The sequence below is a fragment of the Paenibacillus sp. LHD-38 genome (genome assembly GCF_031157315.1).
GTDB lineage: Bacteria > Bacillota > Bacilli > Paenibacillales > Paenibacillaceae > Pristimantibacillus.
In genome coordinates, this window is record NZ_JAVIFU010000019.1 from 82,808 (window position 1) to 106,160 (window position 23,353).

Annotated in this window: 20 protein-coding genes; 6 read left to right on the forward strand and 14 right to left on the reverse strand. The window is 49.1% G+C overall.

What is annotated here, in order from left to right; genetic code table 11:
• Positions 1-35: 35 nt before the first annotated feature.
• Positions 36-557: a hypothetical protein gene (locus tag RCO25_RS17715; protein WP_308997469.1), complete on the reverse strand. Its 522-nt coding sequence runs from the start codon at positions 555-557 to the stop codon at positions 36-38.
• Between the two features lie 155 nt (positions 558-712).
• Here RCO25_RS17715 and RCO25_RS17720 point away from each other — a divergent pair, with 155 nt between their 5' ends.
• Positions 713-1,294: a DJ-1/PfpI family protein gene (locus RCO25_RS17720; protein ID WP_308997470.1), complete on the forward strand. Its 582-nt coding sequence runs from the start codon at positions 713-715 to the stop codon at positions 1,292-1,294.
• A 79-nt stretch (positions 1,295-1,373) separates the two neighbouring features.
• Here RCO25_RS17720 and RCO25_RS17725 read toward each other — a convergent pair whose 3' ends face one another.
• The gene (locus tag RCO25_RS17725) at positions 1,374-2,477 is read right to left on the reverse strand and encodes a rhamnogalacturonan acetylesterase (protein WP_308997471.1); all 1,104 of its coding nucleotides are present in this window, start codon (positions 2,475-2,477) and stop codon (positions 1,374-1,376) included.
• Positions 2,478-2,757: 280 nt separating this feature from the next.
• On the opposite strand from RCO25_RS17725, the gene RCO25_RS17730 reads away from it, so the two are divergent.
• Entirely contained in the window at positions 2,758-3,660 is a 903-nt protein-coding gene (locus RCO25_RS17730) for a J domain-containing protein (protein ID WP_308997472.1), read from the forward strand.
• Positions 3,661-3,827: 167 nt separating this feature from the next.
• Positions 3,828-4,301, forward strand: a complete 474-nt coding sequence (locus tag RCO25_RS17735; protein WP_308997473.1) for a pentapeptide repeat-containing protein — start codon at positions 3,828-3,830, stop codon at positions 4,299-4,301.
• Positions 4,302-4,400: 99 nt separating this feature from the next.
• On the opposite strand, the gene RCO25_RS17740 is transcribed toward RCO25_RS17735, so the two are convergent.
• From RCO25_RS17740 to RCO25_RS17780, 9 genes are all read right to left on the reverse strand, one after another.
• The gene (locus RCO25_RS17740; protein ID WP_308997474.1) at positions 4,401-5,126 is read right to left on the reverse strand and encodes a FadR/GntR family transcriptional regulator; all 726 of its coding nucleotides are present in this window, start codon (positions 5,124-5,126) and stop codon (positions 4,401-4,403) included.
• 91 nt (positions 5,127-5,217) lie between these two features.
• Positions 5,218-5,943 carry a LutC/YkgG family protein gene (locus RCO25_RS17745; RefSeq protein WP_308997475.1) on the reverse strand — a complete coding sequence of 242 codons (726 nt, stop codon included), beginning with the start codon at positions 5,941-5,943 and terminating at the stop codon, positions 5,218-5,220.
• Positions 5,936-7,465: a LutB/LldF family L-lactate oxidation iron-sulfur protein gene (locus RCO25_RS17750; protein WP_308997476.1), complete on the reverse strand. Its 1,530-nt coding sequence runs from the start codon at positions 7,463-7,465 to the stop codon at positions 5,936-5,938. The genes RCO25_RS17745 and RCO25_RS17750 overlap by 8 nt, the downstream gene beginning before the upstream one ends.
• A gap of 2 nt (positions 7,466-7,467) precedes the next feature.
• Entirely contained in the window at positions 7,468-8,190 is a 723-nt protein-coding gene (locus tag RCO25_RS17755; protein ID WP_308997477.1) for a (Fe-S)-binding protein, read from the reverse strand.
• 182 nt (positions 8,191-8,372) lie between these two features.
• Positions 8,373-9,131 carry a DeoR/GlpR family DNA-binding transcription regulator gene (locus RCO25_RS17760; RefSeq protein WP_308997478.1) on the reverse strand — a complete coding sequence of 253 codons (759 nt, stop codon included), beginning with the start codon at positions 9,129-9,131 and terminating at the stop codon, positions 8,373-8,375.
• Between the two features lie 37 nt (positions 9,132-9,168).
• Positions 9,169-10,638: a rhamnulokinase gene (locus RCO25_RS17765; protein WP_308997479.1), complete on the reverse strand. Its 1,470-nt coding sequence runs from the start codon at positions 10,636-10,638 to the stop codon at positions 9,169-9,171.
• Entirely contained in the window at positions 10,635-11,855 is a 1,221-nt protein-coding gene (rhaI, locus tag RCO25_RS17770; RefSeq protein ID WP_308997480.1) for an L-rhamnose isomerase, read from the reverse strand. The genes RCO25_RS17765 and rhaI overlap by 4 nt, the downstream gene beginning before the upstream one ends.
• A gap of 27 nt (positions 11,856-11,882) precedes the next feature.
• On the reverse strand, positions 11,883-12,254 hold the full coding sequence (locus tag RCO25_RS17775; RefSeq protein ID WP_308997481.1) for a sensory rhodopsin transducer: 372 nt from the start codon (positions 12,252-12,254) through the stop codon (positions 11,883-11,885).
• 15 nt (positions 12,255-12,269) lie between these two features.
• A complete protein-coding gene (locus RCO25_RS17780; protein ID WP_308997482.1) occupies positions 12,270-14,339 on the reverse strand; it encodes a bifunctional aldolase/short-chain dehydrogenase in 2,070 nt (689 codons plus the stop codon).
• A gap of 285 nt (positions 14,340-14,624) precedes the next feature.
• On the opposite strand from RCO25_RS17780, the gene RCO25_RS17785 reads away from it, so the two are divergent.
• Positions 14,625-15,896 carry an MFS transporter gene (locus RCO25_RS17785; protein WP_308997483.1) on the forward strand — a complete coding sequence of 424 codons (1,272 nt, stop codon included), beginning with the start codon at positions 14,625-14,627 and terminating at the stop codon, positions 15,894-15,896.
• 208 nt (positions 15,897-16,104) lie between these two features.
• Here RCO25_RS17785 and RCO25_RS17790 read toward each other — a convergent pair whose 3' ends face one another.
• Complete coding sequence (locus RCO25_RS17790; RefSeq protein ID WP_308997484.1) at positions 16,105-17,010, reverse strand: ArsR/SmtB family transcription factor; 906 nt, start codon at positions 17,008-17,010, stop codon at positions 16,105-16,107.
• Between the two features lie 186 nt (positions 17,011-17,196).
• Between RCO25_RS17790 and RCO25_RS17795 the strand changes: the two genes are divergently transcribed.
• Together RCO25_RS17795 and RCO25_RS17800 are read left to right on the forward strand one after the other, a co-directional pair.
• Complete coding sequence (locus RCO25_RS17795; RefSeq protein WP_308997485.1) at positions 17,197-18,363, forward strand: iron-containing alcohol dehydrogenase; 1,167 nt, start codon at positions 17,197-17,199, stop codon at positions 18,361-18,363.
• Positions 18,364-18,380: 17 nt separating this feature from the next.
• Positions 18,381-19,208, forward strand: coding sequence for an aldo/keto reductase (locus RCO25_RS17800; protein ID WP_308997486.1), 828 nt, complete (start codon positions 18,381-18,383; stop codon positions 19,206-19,208).
• A 122-nt stretch (positions 19,209-19,330) separates the two neighbouring features.
• Here RCO25_RS17800 and RCO25_RS17805 read toward each other — a convergent pair whose 3' ends face one another.
• Positions 19,331-19,882, reverse strand: coding sequence for a cob(I)yrinic acid a,c-diamide adenosyltransferase (locus tag RCO25_RS17805; protein WP_308997487.1), 552 nt, complete (start codon positions 19,880-19,882; stop codon positions 19,331-19,333).
• A gap of 21 nt (positions 19,883-19,903) precedes the next feature.
• Entirely contained in the window at positions 19,904-23,179 is a 3,276-nt protein-coding gene (gene icmF, locus RCO25_RS17810; protein WP_308997488.1) for a fused isobutyryl-CoA mutase/GTPase IcmF, read from the reverse strand.
• Positions 23,180-23,353 lie beyond the last annotated feature (174 nt).

Genomic DNA, 23,353 nt, shown 5'->3' on the forward strand with positions numbered 1-23,353 from the left:
GAAAATCAAGAAAATATTAATTTCCCCAAATCTGCTTATCCCGCAGCCTCATCCAGCTTCATTAACGTTTGCAGCATATGCTTAATCAGCTCGGGAATGTCATCCATTTGGTCCTCGCTAATTTTCCTGTTAAAGCTTAGCTCGATTACATTCGAATAGATCGGCGTTTCTGTGCCGTATACGTAACTGATCGTCTGTGTAGGAATCGTATCTGGCTCCCATATGCGCTGCATGATTTGCTCGACCTGCTTACATTGCCCGTCAATGTCATGCATCTTCATATAGAAACGCAAACGCAGCGCACATGACGGCGTCTCCCCTTTCAGCTCCAAAATTTCGGCTGCCAATTCCTTCAGGGAGGCCGTAAGCTGAATTTCTGCCGACACGGTAAAGCGCTCCGCAAGTTTGAATTGAAGCGCAAATTCCCGTGACATAACGGCCAGCTCCAAACGGTCTATCCGATTAATAATATCAATCTTCCGATCAAGCGTGTCCAAATCGTATAGCTGGTTTTCAAAGGCTACTTTTAAGTTCTCGAATACGGTTGGATCAAACATCTCTGCTTCCTCTTTTCACCTGCAATATAACTCTTTGCTATTGTAGTTCAAATTCTACGTCGAATCGAGCCTTCTGACGTTTTTTTTCATAATTATGCTATACCAGGACGTTTAAATGTAATATTATTACAGGATGAAAGGTGGGTGCCGCGGCGATGAAAATAGCTTTTATTTTATTTGATGGCGTTACTTTTTTGGATTTTGTCGGCTTTTATGATGGGATAACACGCTTAAAGTATTTCGAAGCGACGAAAGATTTCACCTGGGATATTTGCGCTCTTCAAGATGAGGTTACGGATGAGCTTGGCATGACGATAAAAATAAATAAAATCAAACCTGCGTTAGCTGAATACGATATTATATTCATCCCGGGCGGGTTTGGGACGAGGGCGCTCCGCTATGATGAATCATTTATGGCTTGGATCAAAGAAGCAAAGGATGCGCAGTATCTCATCTCCGTTTGCACAGGCTCCTTACTTTTAGGCGCAGCCGGATTTTTGGAAAATAAAAAAGCAACGACGCACCCTTACGCTTATGATTTATTAACGCCTTATTGCCAGGAGGTAGTCCATGCCCGCATAGTAAAGGACGGCAACGTGATTACCGGCGGCGGCGTAGCCACTTCCATCGATTTGGCTCTTTACGTCAACCGCTTATTCCTCAGTGAGCAAGACTTGCAAAACATAAAAAAACAAATGGATTACCCTTATGACATGCAGAATATGATAACCTTTTAAATAATCCATCACGCATGCAGCGAAAAACAAAAAAAGAGACCGATCTGTAAAACCAGACCGGTCTCTTTTTCTGCTCGACTTATCTTAAATATAACTGAAGCGGTGACAAGCCGAGCTCCCGTACGCCTTCAGCAACCAAACCGGCAATTTGGATGCCGCCGAGCTCTTGGAAATGCGTATCATCCTGCGCACCGTTTGGAAAATGAATAAATTCGCCCGGGTACGCCCACATGAACAACGCCTTCGAGGGCTCATCGCCTAGCTGCTCATATAAAGCTTTGCTCTTGGCAGCCAAATCGATGAGCGGAACGTCCAGCTCTGCCGCAAGCTGCTTCATTCCAAGCAAATAATCGCCATGCGTATCGATAATCCGGCCTTCTCCGTCAAACTTGCGGCGATGCATCGGCGTGATAAGCACCGGGATTGCGCCGCGGGCTCTAGCTTCTTCCACATAGACAGCCAGCATCTCCTTATAGCTGCCAAACGGCTCCGTTGCACGCTCCTCGTCCGGTTTCTCGTCATTATGACCAAATTGAATCCACAAATAATCGCCGGGCTTGATTTGTTCCAATATAGCAGCCAGCCGCCCTTCATTAATGAAGCTTCTTGAGCTTCTGCCCGATTTGGCATGGTTGTCAATCGCAACATCCGTCTTAAAATATAGCGGCAGCATCTGCCCCCAACCCGCATAAGGAAAAGTATCCTGATCGGTCACGGTTGAATCGCCTGCCAAATAAATGGTCGTTGCCTGCTTGGCTTCAACAATCTGCAGCGCATTAATACGCGGCGCAATGCCGGAGAACGCAAGCCGCAGGCAGCCGTCTGTCACTTTAACCGTGAAGCTGTGTACCGCGTACTGTCCAGCCGAAGTAACCGCCTTATTGAGCACGATGCGTCCAACGCCATATTTTAAAGTCGTTGAAGTCGGAGCGATCGCATCGCCCATTGTGGCAGTAATCGTGTATAAGCTATTGGGGAGATCAATCCTAAACACCGTATCAAGCGGAATGCAGAATGCACCTCTCAGGCGGTCCTGCTCATCGCGGTTACGTGAGGTGACATGCTCATTCGACTCAAAACCATAGCCTGGAACCTCGCTGTAAACCGAGCCGGGCAGCACCTGTATATGCGGGGAAGCCGGCGCGCTGCCGATTCCGAAATCAAATTTGAACGAAATAGTCATGAATACACCATCCTATACGATTATTGTCCTATTGCTAGAATAACAAAACATGCGAAAATAGGAAGTCAATAATTCGGCTATATTGTGCAAAATTCAGATCCGCTGCAAATCGAAGACTGGCGGCGAGCACATGCCGCTCTTCTACCGACGCAAATGGCAGCGTGTAACCGGATACGACAAATGAACGCTAGAATACGTCAAAATTTGCGTTAACCGCGGAATTCCGTATACTAATAGATAGGAATCATATAGGAGCTACTTACTAATTGAGGTGACACGAGTGGACGAGTTAAAACAAGCCTATGCAACGATGGGGCTGCCAGAGCTTGCTGCCAAAGAGGAAGTGGAGAAGCGTTATACGACGCTTATGCGCCAAGCCCGCTCCAGAACGCAGAAGTTGAAGGACAACGCAGAAGGCTCGGAGGATTCTTTTGCAAAGATTACGCAGGCGTACCGGCTTATTTTGGAGTATGAGGATCGCAAGCTGACCGATGCTTTCAATGAGCAGGAATACGGCAAATACAAAAAGATGGCTGGACAAGCCCAAAAAATGGATCATTTTTGGCGCTATTACAAATTCCACACGCTCGGAGCTATCGCAGCAGTCGCACTTATTATTTACGGGGTTATCAGCTTTATGAACTATCGCGAGGAACAGGAACGGCTCGCCAATCTGCCGCCTGTCGATTTGAATGTCTCCTTTATGGGCAATTATATGCTGAAGGAGGATGCGCCGAAAGAAGAGCCGATTGAGACCGCGCTTTTGACAGCGTTTCCCGAATGGAAGAGATTCGTAGCAAGCGTTACCATGGTTCCTTCAGATGAGCAGGCACAATATGCCTATATGCAAAAGGCCGTACTCGTCTTAGCGACCGAGCATCCGGATGTTTATATCATGGACAAGAATATTTTTGAATGGGTAGGCATGCAAGGCGTCCTTATGAATCTTGATGATGCTGTGAACGGCGATCTCGGGCCTCTTATGAAGGACGGCGTCGCGAAAAAGCTGAAAACCGACGAAGATACCGAAGAGCATGTATACGGCATCGATCTTAGCAGCAGCGCGCTCGTGGATCAAGTGCCGCTTTATAAAGAGAGCATGATTATCGGCATCCGGCTTGACAGCAAAAACCCAAACAAAGCAAAGGAATTTATTAAAAAGTATTTAGCTACGATAAAATAAAAATAGCACTCGAAAGCCCGAATACGGTACTCATTGTCATGATGAATACTGCGTTCGGGCTTATTTATTTTTTAAAAATAAGAGAGGCTTCAGCCGGTATTTTTTGGTAGAATAATGATGTAGCGATGTTTCTGAATATATTAAACATGCAGAGGAGATTGCCCCGGATGGAAGCGAATGGAAAACGTTTGGAAATAGAAATGGCCGATATTTCCGGCTCCAAATTTCATATGGTGAACGCGGAAGCTTCGGTTTTTGACGATGTCAATTTAGCCAAAACGCAAATACATAACGTCAACATGAGCAGCATGGTTTTGGATGATGTCAACATGTCCCATATCAGCATTTCGAATGCGAATTTATCCGGTTTAGAACTTAAAAATGCGAATCTGAGCCATGCCGTGTTTGATCATATTCATTTATTCGGAACCGAATTTCGAAATGTAGTCCTTCCAAGTGAAGAATTTGGTAACTATAGCCCTGACGGGGTATACAAACCGGTCGTTTTCCAGCAATCCGATTTGAGCAACGCGCAGTTTATAAATTGCAATTTATCCAACCTGGATCTTCGTGACTGCAATATCGACGGGTTGAGGATCAATGGAGTATTGCTTGAGGATTTAATCAAGGCACAGCAATAATCAAAGGTTCGATCTGAATACAAAAAGGCTGACATCGTAGGGCTTCCAGCCTTCTGTGTCAGCCTTCTATTATGATGTCACCTTAAAGCTGCCGCTAATTTAGCTTTCGCCCAAGTGTTTCAAGACAATCCGCTCAATATGCTGCAAATGCTGCTTCATCCGTTCCGCTGCGAGCTCTGAATCCCGCTGCACAATCGCCTCAAAAATCGCAGAATGCTCCTTATAAAGGCGTTCCGCGACAGCTGTGCTTGCATACAGCTCCACCCGCCGAATATCGTGGATCGCCGTTTCGATATGATTCATGATCGACTCAAACAGACGCACCATGATCGAGTTATGCGTAGCCCTCGCGAGCGTCAGATGGAATTGCAGATCCAGCCGTTCACCTTCCGCCTCATTGCCTGCGCTGCGCTCCATTTCCTCGATGAGTGCTCTGAGATGATGACTATCCGCCTCCGTATGCTTAACCGCTGCAATAGCCGCGTTCGATACTTCAAGCGATTCGCGAGCCTCTAACAGCTCCAGCACCGTCTTACGGTTCATGCGAAGCGACTCCAGCTCAGGCAGCTCCATATCCGCCGGAACGCTGCGAATGACGCGACAGCCGCCGCCTTGGCGAATTTCAATCAATCCCATCGCTTTAAGAGCACTTAACGCCTCCCGGGTTGTCGAGCGGCCAACGCCGAATTGCTCGGACATTTGCTTGGTTGAGGGAAGCTTATCTCCCACCTTCAGCTTGCCCTCTATAATAAGCCGTTTAACCTGTTCGGTAATTTCCTCGTAATGATTTCGTTTCGACAGCTTCTCTACTTCTAATGGCGGCATAGCCTGTCACCTCCTAAGCGTCAACGGCCGACTTAGCCCTCATGCAGATAAAAAGTCCGTTTCGCACCGTCATACTTCTCCACCCATGCGTTTACCCAACTAGCAGCGCATACACGATTCCCGGCCCGTGAACGCCGATCGTTAGATCATTTTCAATATCAGAGGAACGGCTCGGTCCGGAAATAAAGTGAATGCCTGCCGGAAGCTGCTCTCTGCCTGCTTCATCAAAAGTAACGAGCACCTCGCCGAGTCTGGTTTTCAATCGTTCAATCGGGATAATGATAATGAGTACGGTTGGCAGCAGACTGACCGAACGCCCTTTATTCGGAGCCGATAATACGGTAACCGAACCTGTATAAGCGACGGCATGATCCGCAACGACGATGCCAAAATCCGCTTCAGCCGCGCGCGCTCGCCAATATTGCTCATCATCCGTATTCCACGTCGAGACCTTTGCTTCGGTCAGCGAGTCTTCCAATGCTAGCGCATCCAGTTCCGGCTGGTTCTGGCGAATGACATATTTGGCACTCATCTCTTCCGCCTTTTGAACGATAAACGCCTTTGCCTCTTCCATCGATGGAAGACGGGCTATATGACCGCCTACCGATAGGAAATTGTCCGTAAAGGCTTGGATTCGCTCCTCTTCCGACCATTCGAACGCGTTCCAGAAATCAGGCGCTCCGCGGAACGGATGCTGCGGCTTCTCGTACATTCTCGGATGTCTCAGCTTAGCGGCTATGCCGTTCATAAACTGTTCCTGCTTCGCTTTCGATTCCGCTTCAAGCTTCTCAAGCCACTGCTTATGCGTATCAGCCATGACCGTGTCCTCCTTTGCCCTGCTTCTCATCCAGCTCGCGCTTTCGCACTAGCTCCTCCATCCGGTTTTGCATGGACGGCTCCATCTGCTTAAGTCCTTGCTTCAGCTCTTGGTCAAGCGTCCCCCAGCGATCGCGGAACGATTCCTTAGGCAGGCTAGGCGTCACGCGATAGGTGTTCCAGCCTTTAAGCGGTCCAAGCTTTGTCTTGATGACTCCGCTGCGCACGACTAGCTTTTGACCGAGTTTCCCTAATCGCAGCACACCGCCAAGACGCGAGGAATTTCCCATAATAGTGGCAAAGCCCTGCATGCCGATCGATTCCATTTTGCTGCCGTTACCGCTTTCTACCTTACGTCTGCGCAAATAAACGAGCATATCGTGAAGCGGTATTTTGACCGGACAAGCCTCATAACAAGCACCGCATAAGCTGGAAGCGTTAGCGACATCATCCCATTCGGCAATATTTTTATTCAAAGAAGGCGTCAACACGGCTCCAATCGGGCCGCTGTAGGTGCTGCCGTAAGCATGGCCGCCAATATGGCGATAAACCGGGCAAGCATTTAAGCATGCGCCGCAGCGGATGCAATTCAGCAGCTCTTGAAATTCAGGGTCGCCTAGCTGGAGCGAGCGTCCGTTGTCGATGATGATGATATGCATTTCATCAGGTCCGTCAGCATCCTCGGAGCGGCGCGGCCCGGTAATGCCGGACATATACATCGTCAGCTTTTGGCCAGTCGCCGAACGGGGCAGCAAGGTCGCCATCACCTCGAGATCAGACCAGGAAGGGATGATGCGCTCCATGCCCATCAGCGTAATTTGTGTTTTTGGAACCGTGCTAACCATGCGCGCATTGCCTTCGTTTTCAAAAAGAACCATCGATCCGGTCTCCGCAATCGCGAAGTTGCAGCCGGTCATGCCAATCTCAGCATCGAGGAACTTCTCGCGCAGCTTCTTGCGTACAAAGCCCGCAAGGGCCGTCGTATCAGGTGGAAGCGTGTAGCCCGCTTCTTTGGAGAGCAAGTCGGCGATTTGGTAACGATTTTTGTGAATAGCCGGAATAACGATATGGGAAGGCATTTCTCCCGCAAGCTGAATGATATATTCACCCAAGTCGGTTTCTACCGCTTCTACGCCGATGGATTCAAGCGCCTGATTGAGATGCAGCTCCTCGGACACCATCGATTTTGATTTTACGACTGATTTGGCGCCCGCATGCTCAGCAATATCCAGCGTTAGCTTAACGGCCTCCTCCGTCGTATTCGCAAAATGCACATGCACCCCGTTCGCCCGCGCATTGTTTACAAACAAATTCAAATAATAATCCAAGTGCGCAATGGTATGAAGACGGATCTGCTTGCCGCGTTCCCGCCACTCCTCCCAATTTCCATGCTCTTCTGTCGCTTTTTTCTTCCCATTGCGCAGCCGCTCAGTTGTAAACCGCACTGCTTTGCGTAAAAATTCGTCATTGAGGGCGAGATCCGCTCTTGCTTTTACGGTAGCCTCTGTTTTTGCACCAGCCATGCTTATTTCACCCCTTCGTATAGAAGCTCTGCCAAATGCATAACGCGAACGGGCTCGTTGCGATAGCGCAGATTGCCGGCAATATTAAGCAAGCATGCCATATCCAGCCCTACTAATACCTCTGCTTCCGTCTCAAGAACGTGATCAACCTTCTCTGTCACCATTGCACCGGAGATATCGGCCATTTTGACCGCGAACGTTCCGCCAAAGCCGCAGCAATCCTCTGCGAAAGGCAGCGGTACGAGCTCCAGCCCTTTCACATTTTGAATGAGCGCGAGCGGTTCATCCTTTACGCCCAGAATCCTGCTTCCGTGGCAGGATGGATGATAGGTCACTTTATGCGGAAACGCCGCGCCTACGTCCGTGACGCCCAGCACCTGCACCAAAAACTGAGTAAATTCAAATGATTTGCTCTCCAGCTTATTTGCGCGCTTCAGCATGACCGGATCATCTTCGAACAGCTTCGGATAATGATGAATCATTCCCGTACAGGAGCCGGATGGTGAAATAACGAAATCGCTGTCCTCAAAAGCATCCAAAATCGTTTTCGCGGATTCCCTCGCTTCCTTCCAATAGCCGCTGTTAAATGCAGGCTGCCCGCAGCAGGTTTGGACCGTAGGGAACTCCAATGAAACCCCATACTTCGCGAGCAAGCGCACCATCGCTTCACCGACCCTTGGATATAGCGCATCGCTTAAGCAAGTAATAAATAATGAGACCTTCACACCCGCACCCCTCTCGTAATTCTTACACTTATTTTATCAGGTTGTCAGACAAGTTTGAATAAAAAAATTACTAATTGATGTGCTGCGTATCCTATCCATTAGATTGGAAAGCTCTTTATTCCGCATGATGTACCAATGAACAACGGCGCTGCGCTTCTGCTGAAGCCAGCGCCGTCTATGCTCTAAACTGTTGTCACGGTAATTTGCTTGTCACTAAGCTGGGTGAGCAGCTCGGGTGACAGGCGTCCGTCAGTAATGATTGTGTTGACATCGCTCAAATCAGCGACATGCGTAAACGCTTGAACGCCGAATTTGCTGGAGTCGGCGAGCAGAATCACCTGATCTGCCATGCCGACCATTTTGTGCTTAATGCGTGCTTGGAGCTCGTTCGACTCGCTGATGCCGCGCTCCAAATGAACGCCCTTGCACGAGAAGAAAGCCTTATCCACATGATACGCATCGAGGGAACGCTCTGCTAACGGACCGACATAGGACAAAGAACGCGAGGCTAAAATACCGCCAGTCGAGATCACTTCGATCTTTTCCTTGCTGCTCAGCTCCATCGCTACTTTAATCGAGTTAGTTAGCACCGTAAGCGGAATATCCGGCATGCTTGCCGCCATATACCACGCTGTCGTGCTGGCATCGAGCAGAATACGATCTTTGGGCTGAATCAGCTTAATCGCTTCCTTAGCAATCCTCTTCTTCTCGTCCGCTTGCGCAATCTCCCGCTCAAAATAAGGAATTTCCGGCTGCTGATCCTTCACGCTAACCGCACCGCCATGGGAGCGGCGCAAACGACCGGCTTGCTCCAAGCGGTCGAGATCACGCCGGATCGTTTCCTCGGTCACCTGACATAGCTCGCTCAGCTCCGTCACCCGAATGCTGCCTCTCTCATTAACCAGCTGTACAATTTTGTCGTATCGTTCCTGGGCCAGCATAGCGTACCTCTTTCACACTTATATTTGAATTCGCCCGTTAAGCGATTCCTGTCTTGTCTTTAAATAATACGTAAGCCTGCTCCCAAGCTTCTTTTTGCTCAGGCTCGTAAACGTCAACCGGGAAGGACTCCCTAATGGCCTTGCGCGCTTCCCAGATATCCGCAAGCTCGCCGCTGGCAATCCACTGTACGACCATGTTGCCGATCGCGCTTCCTTCGACAGGGCCTGCCCATACCGGCTTGCCGATTGCATTTGCCGTCCACTTGCACAGCAGCGTATTCTGAATGCCGCCGCCCACCATATGCAGACCGCCAAAGGTTTGCCCGGACAATTGCTCGGTTAGCTCAAGCACATTACGATATTTCAATGCTAAGCTCTCCAAAATACAGCGAACAATCGCTCCTGCATCCGAAGGTGCCGTTTGCCCCGTACGCAAGCAATATTCCGTTATTCGAGCCGGCATATCGCCAGGATGAAGAAACAAAGGATCATCCGGATCGATGAATGCCGCGAACGGAGCCGCCTCATCAGCTAGCCTTACTAATTCGGGGAAGGTATACGAAATTCCTGCACGCTCCCACGAACGTCTGCATTCCTGCAAGATCCATAAGCCCATAATGTTCTTCAGCAGGCGATAAGTGCCGTAAACGCCGCCTTCGTTGGTGAAATTCAGCTGCTGGGCTTGCTCATTGATAACAGGAGCATCAACCTCCGTACCCATTAGCGACCAAGTGCCGCAGCTCAAGTACGCGAAAGACCGGTCAAGCGCAGGCACCGCCGCTACCGCTGATCCGGTATCATGCTCCGCCGCCGCATAGACAGGAATGGATTCAATACTCAGCTCCTCGCAAAGAGAGGCCCGCAGGCTCCCAACCCTTGCGCCAGGCTGAACCACCTTGCCGAACAAGTCCGGCGATATGCCGATTGCGCGGATCAGATCTTCATCCCAGCTGCCCGTTACTGGATTATACAGCTGGGTTGTCGTCGCATTCGAGAACTCGTTGTACATTTCGCCGGTTAGGAAATAGCGGAGTAAATCCGGAATCATTAGGAAATGCTTCGCATCTCTTAGCAAGGGCGAATCCGCCTTCTTCAAAGCTGCCAGCTGATAAATCGTATTGAAGGAAAGAAATTGAATGCCCGTCTTCTCGAAAATATCGGATGCCGTCAGCTCGCCCACAACCTGCTCCATCACGCCGTCCGTGTGATGATCGCGGTAATGATAAGGATTGCCAAGCAGCTCGCCGTTGCTTCCGATCAAACCGAAATCGACTGCCCAGGAATCAATCGCGACGCTGTCCAGCTTAATCTCGCGATGCTTTACTTTAAGCAGCCCCTGCTTGAGCTCATGCAGCAGCCGTAAAATATCCCACTGCAGCCGATCTCCGACCTGAACCGGATCGTTAGGGAAACGGTGCAGCTCCTCAACCTCGATCTTGCCGTTATTCAGTCGGCCGAGCAGCGCTCTTCCGCTGCTCGCGCCGAGATCAAAAGCGAGAATCGTCACCAGCTGGCACCGCCCTTGCCTCTCACTAATATGTCTTTGCCGTAACTGCTGCTGAGATATGCTTTCATCGGATCAAGCGGCAAGCCCTGCTCTTCACGGATCGCGTGAAGCAGCGGCGTTACGTCAAATTCAAATACGCGGCGAACGGCATCCTCTGCGCCGAGAACATCATTGCGCTCAGCGGCTTCGTTTACTTCATCGTGGTTAATCAGAAGCGCCTTAGCGAATTGTGTTTGAACATTTAGTACGGAACGCAGCATTGCCGGAATTTTTTGTTCGATATTATGCGATTGGTCGATCATGTAAGCGATATTCTCCACATTGCTGCGGATAGCAGCATCCGAGTCGCCTGCCGCGCTTAAAATTTGATAGAAAATTAAGAACAGCTCGTATGGATTAACGGAGCCTACGATTAGATCATCATCCGCATATTTGCGGCTGTTGAAGTGGAAACCTCCAAGGCGTTTCTCATCGATCAAATAAGCCACGATGTGCTCGATATTTGCCCCCGGCAGGTGATGGCCCGTATCCACTAGCACTTCAGCTTGCGGTCCAAGCTTTTGTGCGAGGTTATAAGCCATGCCCCAGTCCGCAAGATCTGTGTGGTAGAAAGCAGGCTCAAAGCATTTATATTCAATGAGCATCCGCATTTGCGGCGTCATTGCATTGTACATTTCAGTTAGTGCCTCTTGCATCCAAGCCTTGCGCTTACGGATATGCCCTTGGCCCGGGTAATTTGTTCCGTCAGCGAACCATAAGCTAATATCGCGTGAGCCTGTTTCCTTGGCAATGTCAACGCATTCGAGTAAATGGTCGGTCGCTTTCCGGCGTACGGCGGCATCCGAATTCGTTACGCTTCCGAGCATGTATTCCTCATCTTGAAATAAGTTCGGATTAACCGCCCCAATGGAAAGCCCGAGATTCTCAGCATGGCTTCTAAGCTTGCTGTAATCCTCAACTTTATCCCATGGAATATGAATAGCTACCGATGGAGCAAGACCTGTCAGGTTGTGCACCTGGGCTGCATCCTCGAACTTCTCGAACGGATTGCGGGGAACGCCTTCTTTTTGAAACACCTTAAAGCGAGTACCGGAGTCCCCGTAGCCCCAAGATGGCGTCTCAATTTTGAGCGCTTTCAATCTTGCTTTCACTTCATCTAAATTAATACCTCTCGCTTGCTGCTGCTCTTCGAAAAACGCGTATGCGCGGTCGGACATATCGAACACCCTTTCATGTTTGGTTAATTATTTCAAAGGATAAGCCATCGTAGACATCAACGTGTTTTCTGCCTGCGTAGAGTCTAGTCGGCTGTATTGTACAATGATCGGGATATCGCTCTGCACCTCGATGGCATAAGGAACGCCGATTGGAATCGACGCCCCCTCCTTCATCAATGAGCTCGTACGGATATGCTTTGTACGTCTGCCTTGAACGACAACCAAAATTTCTTCAATCGGCTCGCGGTCCTCAAAATAAATCGTGATACGGATAAGTGCTTCTTCCGAGGAACAGTTCAGTACGCAAATCGATTCATGGCTCGTGAGCGCGCCCGTGCTATCCGGCGGAATGTAGCCGTCCGGAATGTACCAATTCTTTTCTCCCCGTGCTTGAAACATATCGCAGCACTCCTCCTAGCGGGTGAACGCAGCAGGTACGCCGCCGTCAATAGTCAGCATGCAGCCTGTCGTTTTATCTGCTTTAGAGGATGCGAAGAACGCAATGCCTTCCGCGATGTCGCGCGGATAAATATTCACAAGCAGCGTCGTGCGTTTGCGGTAGTATTCTTCCAGTTGATCCGGCTCAATACCGTAAGCCGCGGCACGCTCATTGCGCCAGCTGCCGTTCCAGATCGCCGAGCCCTGCAAAATCGCATCCGGCAAAATCGTGTTCACGCGGATTCCAAATTCGCCGCCCTCAGCTGCGATGCAGCGTGCCAAGTGAGCCTCTAGCGCTTTTGCCGCGCTGTATGCGGATGCATTTTTTCCTGCATATACCGAGTTTTTCGAGCCGATGAATACCATGTTGCCGCCGATGCTTTGCTGTTTCATCAATTTAAATGCTTCGCGTGCCACCAAGAAATAACCTGTGCCCAGCACGTTCATGTTCAGGTTCCACTCTTTAAGGGAAGTCTCGTCGAACGGACTTGACGTCGCAAGGCCCGCATTGTTTACGATAATGTCCACACCGCCGTAAGCAAGCGCCGTTTCAGCATAAGCAGCCACTACCTGCTCTTCGCTTGTTACATCCATTTTCACGGCTGTCGCGCGGTGATCGCCGAATTTCTCGTTGATTTCAGCGGCAACCTTCTGCGCGCCTTCCAGGTTAAGGTCAGCAAGCACGACATGCGCGCCCTCTGATACTAAGCGGCGTGCCGTTTCGCTGCCAATGCCGCCTGCGCCGCCGGTAATGAAGGCAACCTTGCGGGAAAATTCGGTTTCAGCGGGAGCAAGCGACAATTTGTAGAGCTCAAGCGGCCAATATTCTACGTTGTATGATTCATTCTCGCTAAGCGAAACGAAATCTCCGAGCGCCGTTGCGCCGCGCATAACGGCAATCGCACGGTGATAAAGCGCGCCGCTGACTTGTGCCATAGCCCAGCTCTTGCCTGTATTGATCATGCCGATACCCGGGATAAGAATAACACGGGGCGCAGCTTCGAACATAACGTCGCCTTCGTTCTTATTGCGATCGAAATACGCTTTGTACTGCTCTTTGTAAGCAGCAATTCCCTCAGCCAATTTCGCTTTCAAGCCTTCGATATCCTCTGCGTTCGGCGTCCAGTCAATAAACAAAGGAACAACTTTCGTATGCACGAGATGATCCGGACATGCAGCGCCAACCTGAGACAATTGCGGGGAATCTTGTCCGCTTACGAATGCAAGCACATCCGCCTCGTCATCAAAAGTCAAAATCATTTTTTTCGCATCGCTGACTGCGCCGCGAATCGTTGGCATAACTTGTGCAGCAACGCTTCTGCGCACATCTGCTTCAAGCACCTCGTGCTTTACGCCGCCAAATAGGGACGCTTCGTCAAAGCGGGATTCAATGAAGGCTTCCGCTTCAGAAATGATTTTGATCGTTTGCGCGTAACATTCCTCGCTCGTTTCACCCCAAGTAACCAGTCCGTGCTTCTCCATAAGCACAAGCTCTGCATTAGGATTAGCCAGAACGCCTTCCGCGATCATTTTCGATAGATTGAAGCCGGGACGAACATAAGGTACCCATACGAAGCGGTCGCCAAAAATTTCTTTCGCAAGCGCTTTGCCGTTATCTGCGCAGCACAAGCTAATAATAGAATCCGGATGCGTATGATCAACATGTTTAAATGGAAGAAAAGCATGCAGCAGCGTTTCAATGGATGCGCGCGGGTGCTTCGAATCGATCATGCAGTTGACAAGATAAGCAACCATCTCCTCGTCCGGCATTTCAGAGCGTTCGAATAACGGGCGGATATCATCCATGCGGAGACCTGTAAAGTTGCCTGCTTTCATTGAAGCAAGGTCCGAGCCGCTGCCCTTCACGTACATCACTTCTACGTCGCGTCCGCGGAAATCTTTCACGGTTGTTTTGCTTGACGTGTTGCCTCCGCCGTAATTACAAACGCGGCGATCTGCGCCGATGATATTGGAGCGGTATACCAGCTCGGCTAATCCGCCTTCAAGCTGCGATGCTTTTTCGTTTTCCCATAAACTTTGTACCATGGATATACCTCCGAATGTTGTTTTGTATTTGTTTGAATTGATAATAACATATTTGTTTTCTTTTGAATATACATTTTTCAAACACAAACAGAAATGATTTCGGAAGTAAATTGATCTCACAAAAATAAACAAACAAATAAAAAGAATATCTCACGTTAGATGAAAATAAAGTGTTAGACTAAAAAATAAAGTTGTTAACAAAGAAAATAAAATTCAGACTGCCCGGAAGTCCACATATCCTATACAATAAAAGCATTCGGTTCATTCATTCAGGAGGCCAAGCTTATGAGGTCATTTTCGAAGGAAGAAAAAAGCTGGATGTGGTACGACTGGGGCCATTCCGCCTACTCCATCATCATTTCTACAGCCGTCTTCCCGCTCTTCTACAAAGCGGCGGCTGAGGATGCTGGCGTTAGCGCCGCGAATTCTACGGCTTACCTGGGATATGCGATTGCCATTTCGACGTTTATCCTCGCCTTGTTAGGCCCAATCATGGGCACGATTGCCGATTACCAAGGGTTCAAAAAAACGTTTTTTGCCGGCTTCAGCTTGCTCGGTATCGTCGCCACCGCGCTGCTCACGTTTATTCCGAACGAAAGTTGGGAGCTGCTGCTCGTCTGTTATATGTTCATCGCGATAGGCTCGGCGGGCTCCAATGTGTTCTACGACGCCTTCCTCGTGGACGTCACCGATGACAAACGGATGAACAAGGTGTCTGCCCGCGGATTTGCCCTCGGGTATATAGGGAGCACGATTCCTTTTATCATCAGCATTGTGATCATTCTTCTTGCTGGGCAAGAGGTTCTGCCCATCTCCGTCACGGCGGCGAGCCAAATCTCGTTCTTCATTACGGCCCTCTGGTGGGGTGTCTTCACACTGCCTATGCTCCGCAACGTACACCAGAAGCATTACTTGAACCGCGAGCCCCGCATCGTCGCGAACAGCTTCAAGCGCCTCTACGAGACCTTAAAGCAAATCAAGCAGCATCGCGCGATTTTCCTATTCTTGCTCGCTTATTTTTTCTACATCGACGGCGTCGGTACGATCATTACGATGTCCACCGCCTATGGAACCGATCTCGGCATAGAATCGACGGATCTGCTCATCATATTGTTCGTCACGCAAGTCGTCGCTGCTCCGTTCGCGTTGTTGTACGGGCGTCTGGCGGATCGGTTCTCGGGCAAAATCATGCTATACGTCGGCATCTGCGTCTATATCTTCGTATGTATCTACGCGTATTTCATGAAGTCGGCATTCGACTTCTGGGTGCTTGCGATGCTGGTCGCCACCTCGCAAGGCGGCATCCAGGCGCTGAGCCGGGCTTACTTCGCGCGGATGGTGCCAAAAGAGAACGCAAACCGGTTTTTCGGGTTTTATAATATTTTCGACAAGTTCGCTTCGATTCTGGGCCCCCTTCTCGTCGGTGTAACCGCGCAGCTCACCGGCCACACGAGCATGGGCGTATTCAGTCTCGTCATCCTGTTCATCGTAGGTATCGTCATTCTCATGCGAGTGCCGGAGCCGATGACCATGAATAAGGTAGATAAACCTGGATGAAGATGATCATTTGTTTTTTCATGAACATCAGTTAAGGGCTGTAAAAAAACAATCTCTTTTATTGAAGTAACGGGGAACGAGAGCCTGGTAAAGATAAAAGGAGCAAGCGCCTTGGCAGCGATTGCTCCTTTTATTGAATCACGAATCGGTAACGCACTTCACTACGCTGAATTTTTAACCTCTAAGTTTGGCCGGGTTAAATAAGATATTACTGACAGCGCAGCGTCACTTCGATATCTTGGTTATAGTTGCCGAACCCTTTGCCGAACAAGGTAACGCCGCCGCAGTTTTTCGCAGTGGTGCTGCATGAAATTCGGAACAATATTTCTTTGTCGTAAGCCAGCATTAACTGTTCAATCGTAACATCAGACACCTGGATCCCGTCAATAAACGATCCCTGCCTGTTCACGCGAATCGTCTTGATTAAACCGTGCTGGATGTTTTTATGCCACCATTCGGGTGTATACAAGCCTCGTGTGCTGCCGAAATCTCCAGGATAGGTCCATACCCCAACCCCGACGCCGTTTATCGTAAAAGAAATGTCCGACGGCAAATGATTGACGCTGCAAGGCGTTTCCGAGCAAATCTCCAACGCAATTTCAAGCGATTCCGGCGTTTCATTATTTACCATATAATTAGGAATCCGATATTCGACAAAACCGGAACCGAACCACAGCACCTTGGCGTGCACATGCTCCGGATCGGCAAAATAACGAGGATCATCGCACATGCCGATCATTTGTGTATCCGACGCAAGTCCGCAGGTAGGCTTGATTTGATAGGACGAATAATGACCAACCGGGAGCGATACCTCATAACGTTTTGCTTCATCAATGACCGGCGAGCTTTTGAATAACAGCATCGTCTTCGTGAGCTGGAGATGGCAAATCTTCTGCATTCCGCGCTTGCCTGCCACGCTCTCGCAGCGAACAATGCCTGCTTCCTCCAACATATGAATATGCCTGGTTACTATAGGAGACTTTATGTCTAGCGCCTCAGACAAGCTTTTGATATTCAGCGGTTGTACGCCCAGCAGTTCGATCATTTTAACCCGTGTCAGCGATGAGAGGCATTCAAAAAACTTTATGTTGCGACTGCTTACTTCGACTTCCATTCCGGCTTCCCCTTTATCTCTAGCTAATTGCCAATCATTATATAACTAAAAAGTTATCCTTTCAATGCTTATCTCCCGTTCAACTTGACAAGTTAATGCGATATCACTAAAATAAACGGCGTATACATAACTTTAAAGACATTTAGTTACCTGTTTGGTTATCTAAATAACTTTGGGAGGTTCAGCATGAACTCATTTCAATTTGTAAACCCGACTCACATCGTTTTCGGTGAAGGCACTGCAGATCAAGTAGGTAAGCTTACTTCTAAATACGGAAAAACGGTCCTGCTCGTTTATGGCTCAGGAAGCGTTAAAAAAACCGGATTGTACGATAAAACCATCGGCCTCCTTCAAGAAGCCGGCATCACCGTGCACGAGCTTCCTAATATTGAACCAAACCCGCGCCTGACTACCGTGAATAAAGGAATAGACCTTTGCCGCGAGCATGGCGTTGATTTCATTCTCGCTGTCGGCGGCGGCAGTGTCATCGACGCTTCCAAGGCTATTGCTGCAGGGGTTCCATACGAAGGCGATGTTTGGGATTTCTTCACAGGCAAAGCTGTAATCGAGAAGGCGCTGCCGATCGGCACTATTTTGACACTGGCTGCAACCGGCTCTGAAATGAACGGCAATTCCGTCGTTACCAACTGGGAAGAAAAACTAAAGCGTGCTTTTGGCAGCTCTCATACCTATCCTAAGTTCTCCATTCTCGATCCGACGCTTACCTATACGGTGCCGCGCAATCACACCGTTAACGGAGCTGTCGACATTATGTCACATGTATTCGAACAGTACTTCAGCTTAACGGAAAACACGCCTCTGCAGGAGCGCTTCTGTGAATCCATCCTGCAAACGGTCATTGAGAACGTGGAGATCGCTCTAGAAAACCCAGAGGATGCCGCTGCCCGGGCGAACCTTATGTGGTGTGGTACTATGGCATTAAACGGCGGTATGATCAGCGTCGGCATGGCCAATGACTGGGCTTCCCACGGCATTGAGCATGAAGTAAGCGCGATTTATGATATCCCGCACGGTGCTGGCCTCGCGGTTATTTTCCCGAATTGGATGAAATACGTCCATGAGGAGCGGATCGATCGTTTCTTGCAATATGCAACTCGCGTATGGGGCGTAAATCCGGAAGGAAAATCGGACAACGAAATTGCGCTTGAAGGCATTCAAGCAACACGTGACTTCTTCACGCGAATCGGAGCCGAGTCACGTCTTGCCGACTTCGAGATCGGAAGCGAAAAGCTGGATCGCATGGCTGAAGAAGCGGTTCGTTACGGCGCTATCGGTTCATTCAAACGTTTGGAGAAACAAGATGTTAAAGCCATTTTGGAATTGTCACTTTAATGGGAGGGTGTATATAAATGACCAAAGCACTTATTGAATCCACCATATTAAGCAACGGCGTTAAAATGCCTTGGCTAGGCCTTGGCGTATGGAAAGTAAAGGATGACGGCGAGGCAGAAAGAACGGTTGCCTCCGCAATTGAAGCTGGTTACAGAAGTATTGATACTGCAGCCGCTTATAACAATGAAACGGGCGTAGGCGCGGGAATTCGCAACAGCGGTATCGCGCGGGATGAAATATTTGTAACGACAAAGATTTGGAATGCCCATCAAGGGTATGAATCCACGCTTACGGCATTTGAAGACAGCAGACGGAAGCTTGACATTGACGTTGTTGATCTACTGCTCATTCACTGGCCTGTCAAAGAAAAATACACGGAAACCTGGCGCGCACTTGAGAAGCTTTACCGTGACGGCTACGTACGGGCGATTGGAGTCAGCAATTTTCAGATTCATCATCTGCGCGATGTCATTACCTCCGGAGAGTTTGTTCCGATGGTCAATCAAGTGGAATATCACCCGCTTCTCACACAAGCGGAGCTTCACCAATTTGCAAAAAGCAGCAATATCCAGCTGATGGCATGGAGCCCGCTTATGCAAGGAAACCTGGATCATAGCATTCTTGTACAGATTGGCGCGAAATACGGCAAGTCACCTGCTCAGGTAGTGCTTCGCTGGGATCTCCAGAATGGAGTCGTTACGATTCCAAAATCGGTTAATCCCGTTCGCCAGAAGGAAAATGCGGATATTTTCGATTTTGAGCTGAATGCAGATGAGGTCGCTCAAATCCGCGCGCTTAACCGTGATCACCGCTTTGGTCCTGATCCGGACAATTTCAACTTTTAATCCGGTTACTATACATTAAAAACACGATAATTAATAAAAAGCGGCAATCTAAAACATTTGAAATGTTTTAGACTGCCGCTTTTATTTAACTATGCAACGCCCTTCCTCCGATTCAATTATTTCTATGAAGTATGCAATATGAGATCGGGATGTCCCGTCCGGTGATTGATATACCGGGCAGCCACGAACAGCAAATCAGATAAGCGGTTTAAATAAGGCAGGACAATCGGATTGATTTCCTCCTCCTGTTGAACCTCTACGGCCGTTCTTTCCGCTCGCCTTACGATAGTTCTTGCTGCATGAAGCGAAGCAGCGCATACATGACCACCCGGTAAAATGAAATTGGCTAACGGGGGCAAATTTGCCTCCATATCGTCAATTTGCTCCTCCAGATAACGAACATCCTCTTCCAAAATCGACCATGCGACCTTCTTGCCTCGAGGAGTTGCCAATTCTGCCCCCACATGAAACAGCTTTGTTTGAATAACATGAAAGAGCTGCCGGAAAGAAGTCCATTCTTGCTCCTGCCCCAGGTAAGAAAGTGCCAAGCCGATCATCGAATTCGCTTCATCGCATGTCCCGTAGGCATGGACCCGAGGGGAATGCTTCGACACCCGCTGCCCGTAAACTAGGCTGGTTTGGCCCTTGTCTCCCGATTTCGTGTAGATTTTCATACAATTCCTCCTCTTTTGAACTTACATATTCCGGCGGTATTGACCCCCTATTTCATATAAAGCGCTTGTGATCTGTCCAAGCGTGGCTGATTTTACGGCTTCCATTAACGCTTCTAACAAATTACCGTCTTCCAGGGCGACCTGTTTCAAACGGTTAAGCGCAACGTCGCAATGGTCCTGATGCTGAAGTCGAAAGGCATTCAAATTATGGATTTGCCTCTGTTTTTCTTCTTCCGTCGAACGGGCTAGTTCAATATCGTAGCGATTCTCGTTTGGGTCTGGATGAATAAACGTATTCACGCCGATAATAGGCAGCTCGCCGGAGTGTTTCTTAAGCTCATAATTTAACGATTCCTCTTGAATTTTCCCCCGTTGATACTGGGTTTCCATCGCGCCAAGCACTCCTCCGCGATCGTGAATGCGCTGGAACTCCTCGAGCACCGCATCCTCAACAAGGTCCGTCAGCTCATCAACGATAAAGGAGCCCTGGAGCGGATTTTCGTTCTTCGCCATTCCAAACTCCTTATTTATAATCATTTGAATCGCCATCGCCCGGCGTACGGAATCTTCCGTAGGCGTCGTGACGGCCTCGTCAAAAGCATTCGTATGCAAGGAATTGCAATTGTCATAAATCGCAATCAGCGCCTGTAAGGTCGTACGGATATCGTTGAAGTCCATCTCCTGTGCGTGCAAGGAACGGCCGGAGGTTTGGATATGATATTTCAGCTTTTGACTTCGTTCATTACCCCCGTATTTATGCTTAACAACCGTAGACCATATTCGCCGGGCGACCCGCCCCATGACGCTGTATTCAGGATCTAAGCCATTACTGAAAAAAAACGACAGGTTCGGGGCAAAATCATCAATCCGCATACCTCGGGATAAATAGTATTCGACGAAAGTGAATCCGTTCGCCAGCGTAAAGGCCAATTGCGTTATCGGGTTTGCTCCCGCTTCAGCAATATGATAACCGCTGATACTGACCGAATAATAGTTGCGCACCTTATGATCGATAAAATACTGCTGAATGTCTCCCATCATCTTCAGGGCAAACTCGGTCGAAAAGATGCACGTATTCTGCCCTTGGTCCTCTTTGAGAATATCCGCTTGAACCGTGCCGCGCACCGTTTGAAGCGTTGCAGCCTTAATTGCCTCGAATTCGGCCTCATCCGGTTCCCGTCCGTTATTCGCCTTGAACTTATCGACCTGCTGATGAACGGCCGTATTCATGAACATCGCCAAAATGACTGGCGCCGGACCATTGATGGTCATCGATACGCTGACGGAGGGATGGCACAGGTCAAAGCCGTCGTACAGCTTCTTCATGTCGTCTAATGAACATACGCTCACGCCGCTATTACCTATTTTCCCGTAAATATCGGGGCGTTCATCTGGGTCCTGCCCATATAAGGTTACGCTGTCGAAGGCGGTAGACAGCCGCTTGGCTTCGTCATTTTTGCAGAGGTAATGGAAGCGTCGGTTTGTTCGGTCCGGCGTTCCTTCCCCGGCGAACTGTCGTTTTGGATCCTCATCAGCCCGTTTGAATGGGAATACACCCGCTGTATAAGGGAAATAACCGGGCAAGTTCTCCTTAAGCAGCCACCGCAGGATTTCTCCTGCATCTTCGAACTTTGGCAAGCTGACCCGCGGAATCCTGCTGCCGGACAGTGATACGATATACAAGTCCGTCATCGTTTCCTTATTACGAACCTTCGTGACCAGCCGATCCTTTTTGTAGGCTTCGCGGATTTCCGGCCACTCTTCCAACCGCTTTTTACAATCCGAATGCAGGCTGGTTTCGTAATATGCGAGCATTGCATCCAGCTTCTCCACGAATATTTCCGCCTCGGATTTAGAAAGAAGCTGTCCTCTGTCGGATTCAACCAGCAGCTTGGTTCCCCTCAAATGGTCCAGCTTCCGGGCGACCGTGACCTGCTCTTCCGTAAATTTCTTGTACTCACGAACGGTATGAACGATCTCGCCCAGGTAACCTGTTCGCCCCTGCGGAATGATCCTATTTTTATTTGGCAATTTCGTAAGCATTGTATTTTGTTGCAACGGCCAGCTTCCGCCTGTTTTCGCATTAACGATCTTCATAAGATTGGCAAAGAGCACCGTGGTGGCCTGATCATTAAATTGGCTTGCGATCGTCCCGAACACCGGTAACTCCTCATCAGGCACATCAAACATTTGACGGCTGCGCTTGAATTGCTTGCTCACATCGCGAAGGGCGTCTTCGGATCCTCGGCGATCAAACTTATTGATGACGATTACATCTGCAAAGTCGATCATATCTATTTTTTCCAGCTGGGTAGCTGCACCAAATTCACTAGTCATGACGTACATAGCCACATCACACAGGTCTATGATGGCAGCTCCGCCTTGGCCGATCCCGCTTGTTTCGATGATGACAAAATCGTAGCCAGCAAGCTTGACGATATTGATTGCGTCCTTCAAAGCCTCGCTTATCTCGGACTTGGATCCTCTTGTCGCCATGCTGCGCATATACACTCTGGGATTATGGATCGCATTCATCCGGATGCGGTCACCGAGCAGCGCCCCGCCCGATTTCATCTTGGACGGGTCAACAGAAATTACGGCAATCGAACGGTCTGGGAATTGAGCGAGATACCGGCGAACCAATTCGTCAGTCAACGAGCTTTTCCCCGCACCTCCGGTTCCTGTAATTCCGAGTACCGGAACATCGGGGACTTCTGCATGCAATTTCTTCAGAACGGCTAATTCGGAATCATCCAAGTCAGCCTTAGACACATGTTCTTCGGCTAGCGATATCAATTTGGCAATGGCTCCCCAGTTTCTATCCTTCAATGCCGCGAAATCCCGTTCCGCCTGCTTCGGTGCCGGATAATCGCATTCCTTGATCATGTGATTGATCATGCCCTGCAGCCCCATTTCACGCCCATCGTCAGATGAAAATATCCTGGCAATCCCGTACTGAAGCAGTTCCGTAATTTCCGCAGGAACGATTACGCCGCCCCCGCCTGCGAAGATTTTGATGTGGCCAGCCCCCTCCTGCCGGAGCAAGTCAAACATGTACTTCAAATATTCGACATGACCACCCTGATAGGAGCTGATGGCAATTCCCTGCGCATCCTCTTGGATCGCTGAACTCACCACTTCATAAACAGAACGGTTATGACCCAGGTGAATGACCTCGACACCGGAAGCTTGAAGAATACGTCTCATAATGTTTATGGAAGCGTCATGACCATCGAATAAAGCAGCAGCTGTAACAAAGCGTACATGGCAGTTCGGGCGATAAACTTGTGTTTGCATGGTTGATTCCGCCCTTCCATCGATTTTTATCCCGCTGATTCTTAAACCAGGTAGAACCGGAAATCCTTCTTCTCTTTAATACAATATTCGCTTTCTAGGCAGAGATACCGCATCATTCGAATGCTTGAAGCTGTCGCTTTCATTATTGGATATCATCGGGAATGGGGTAATTTT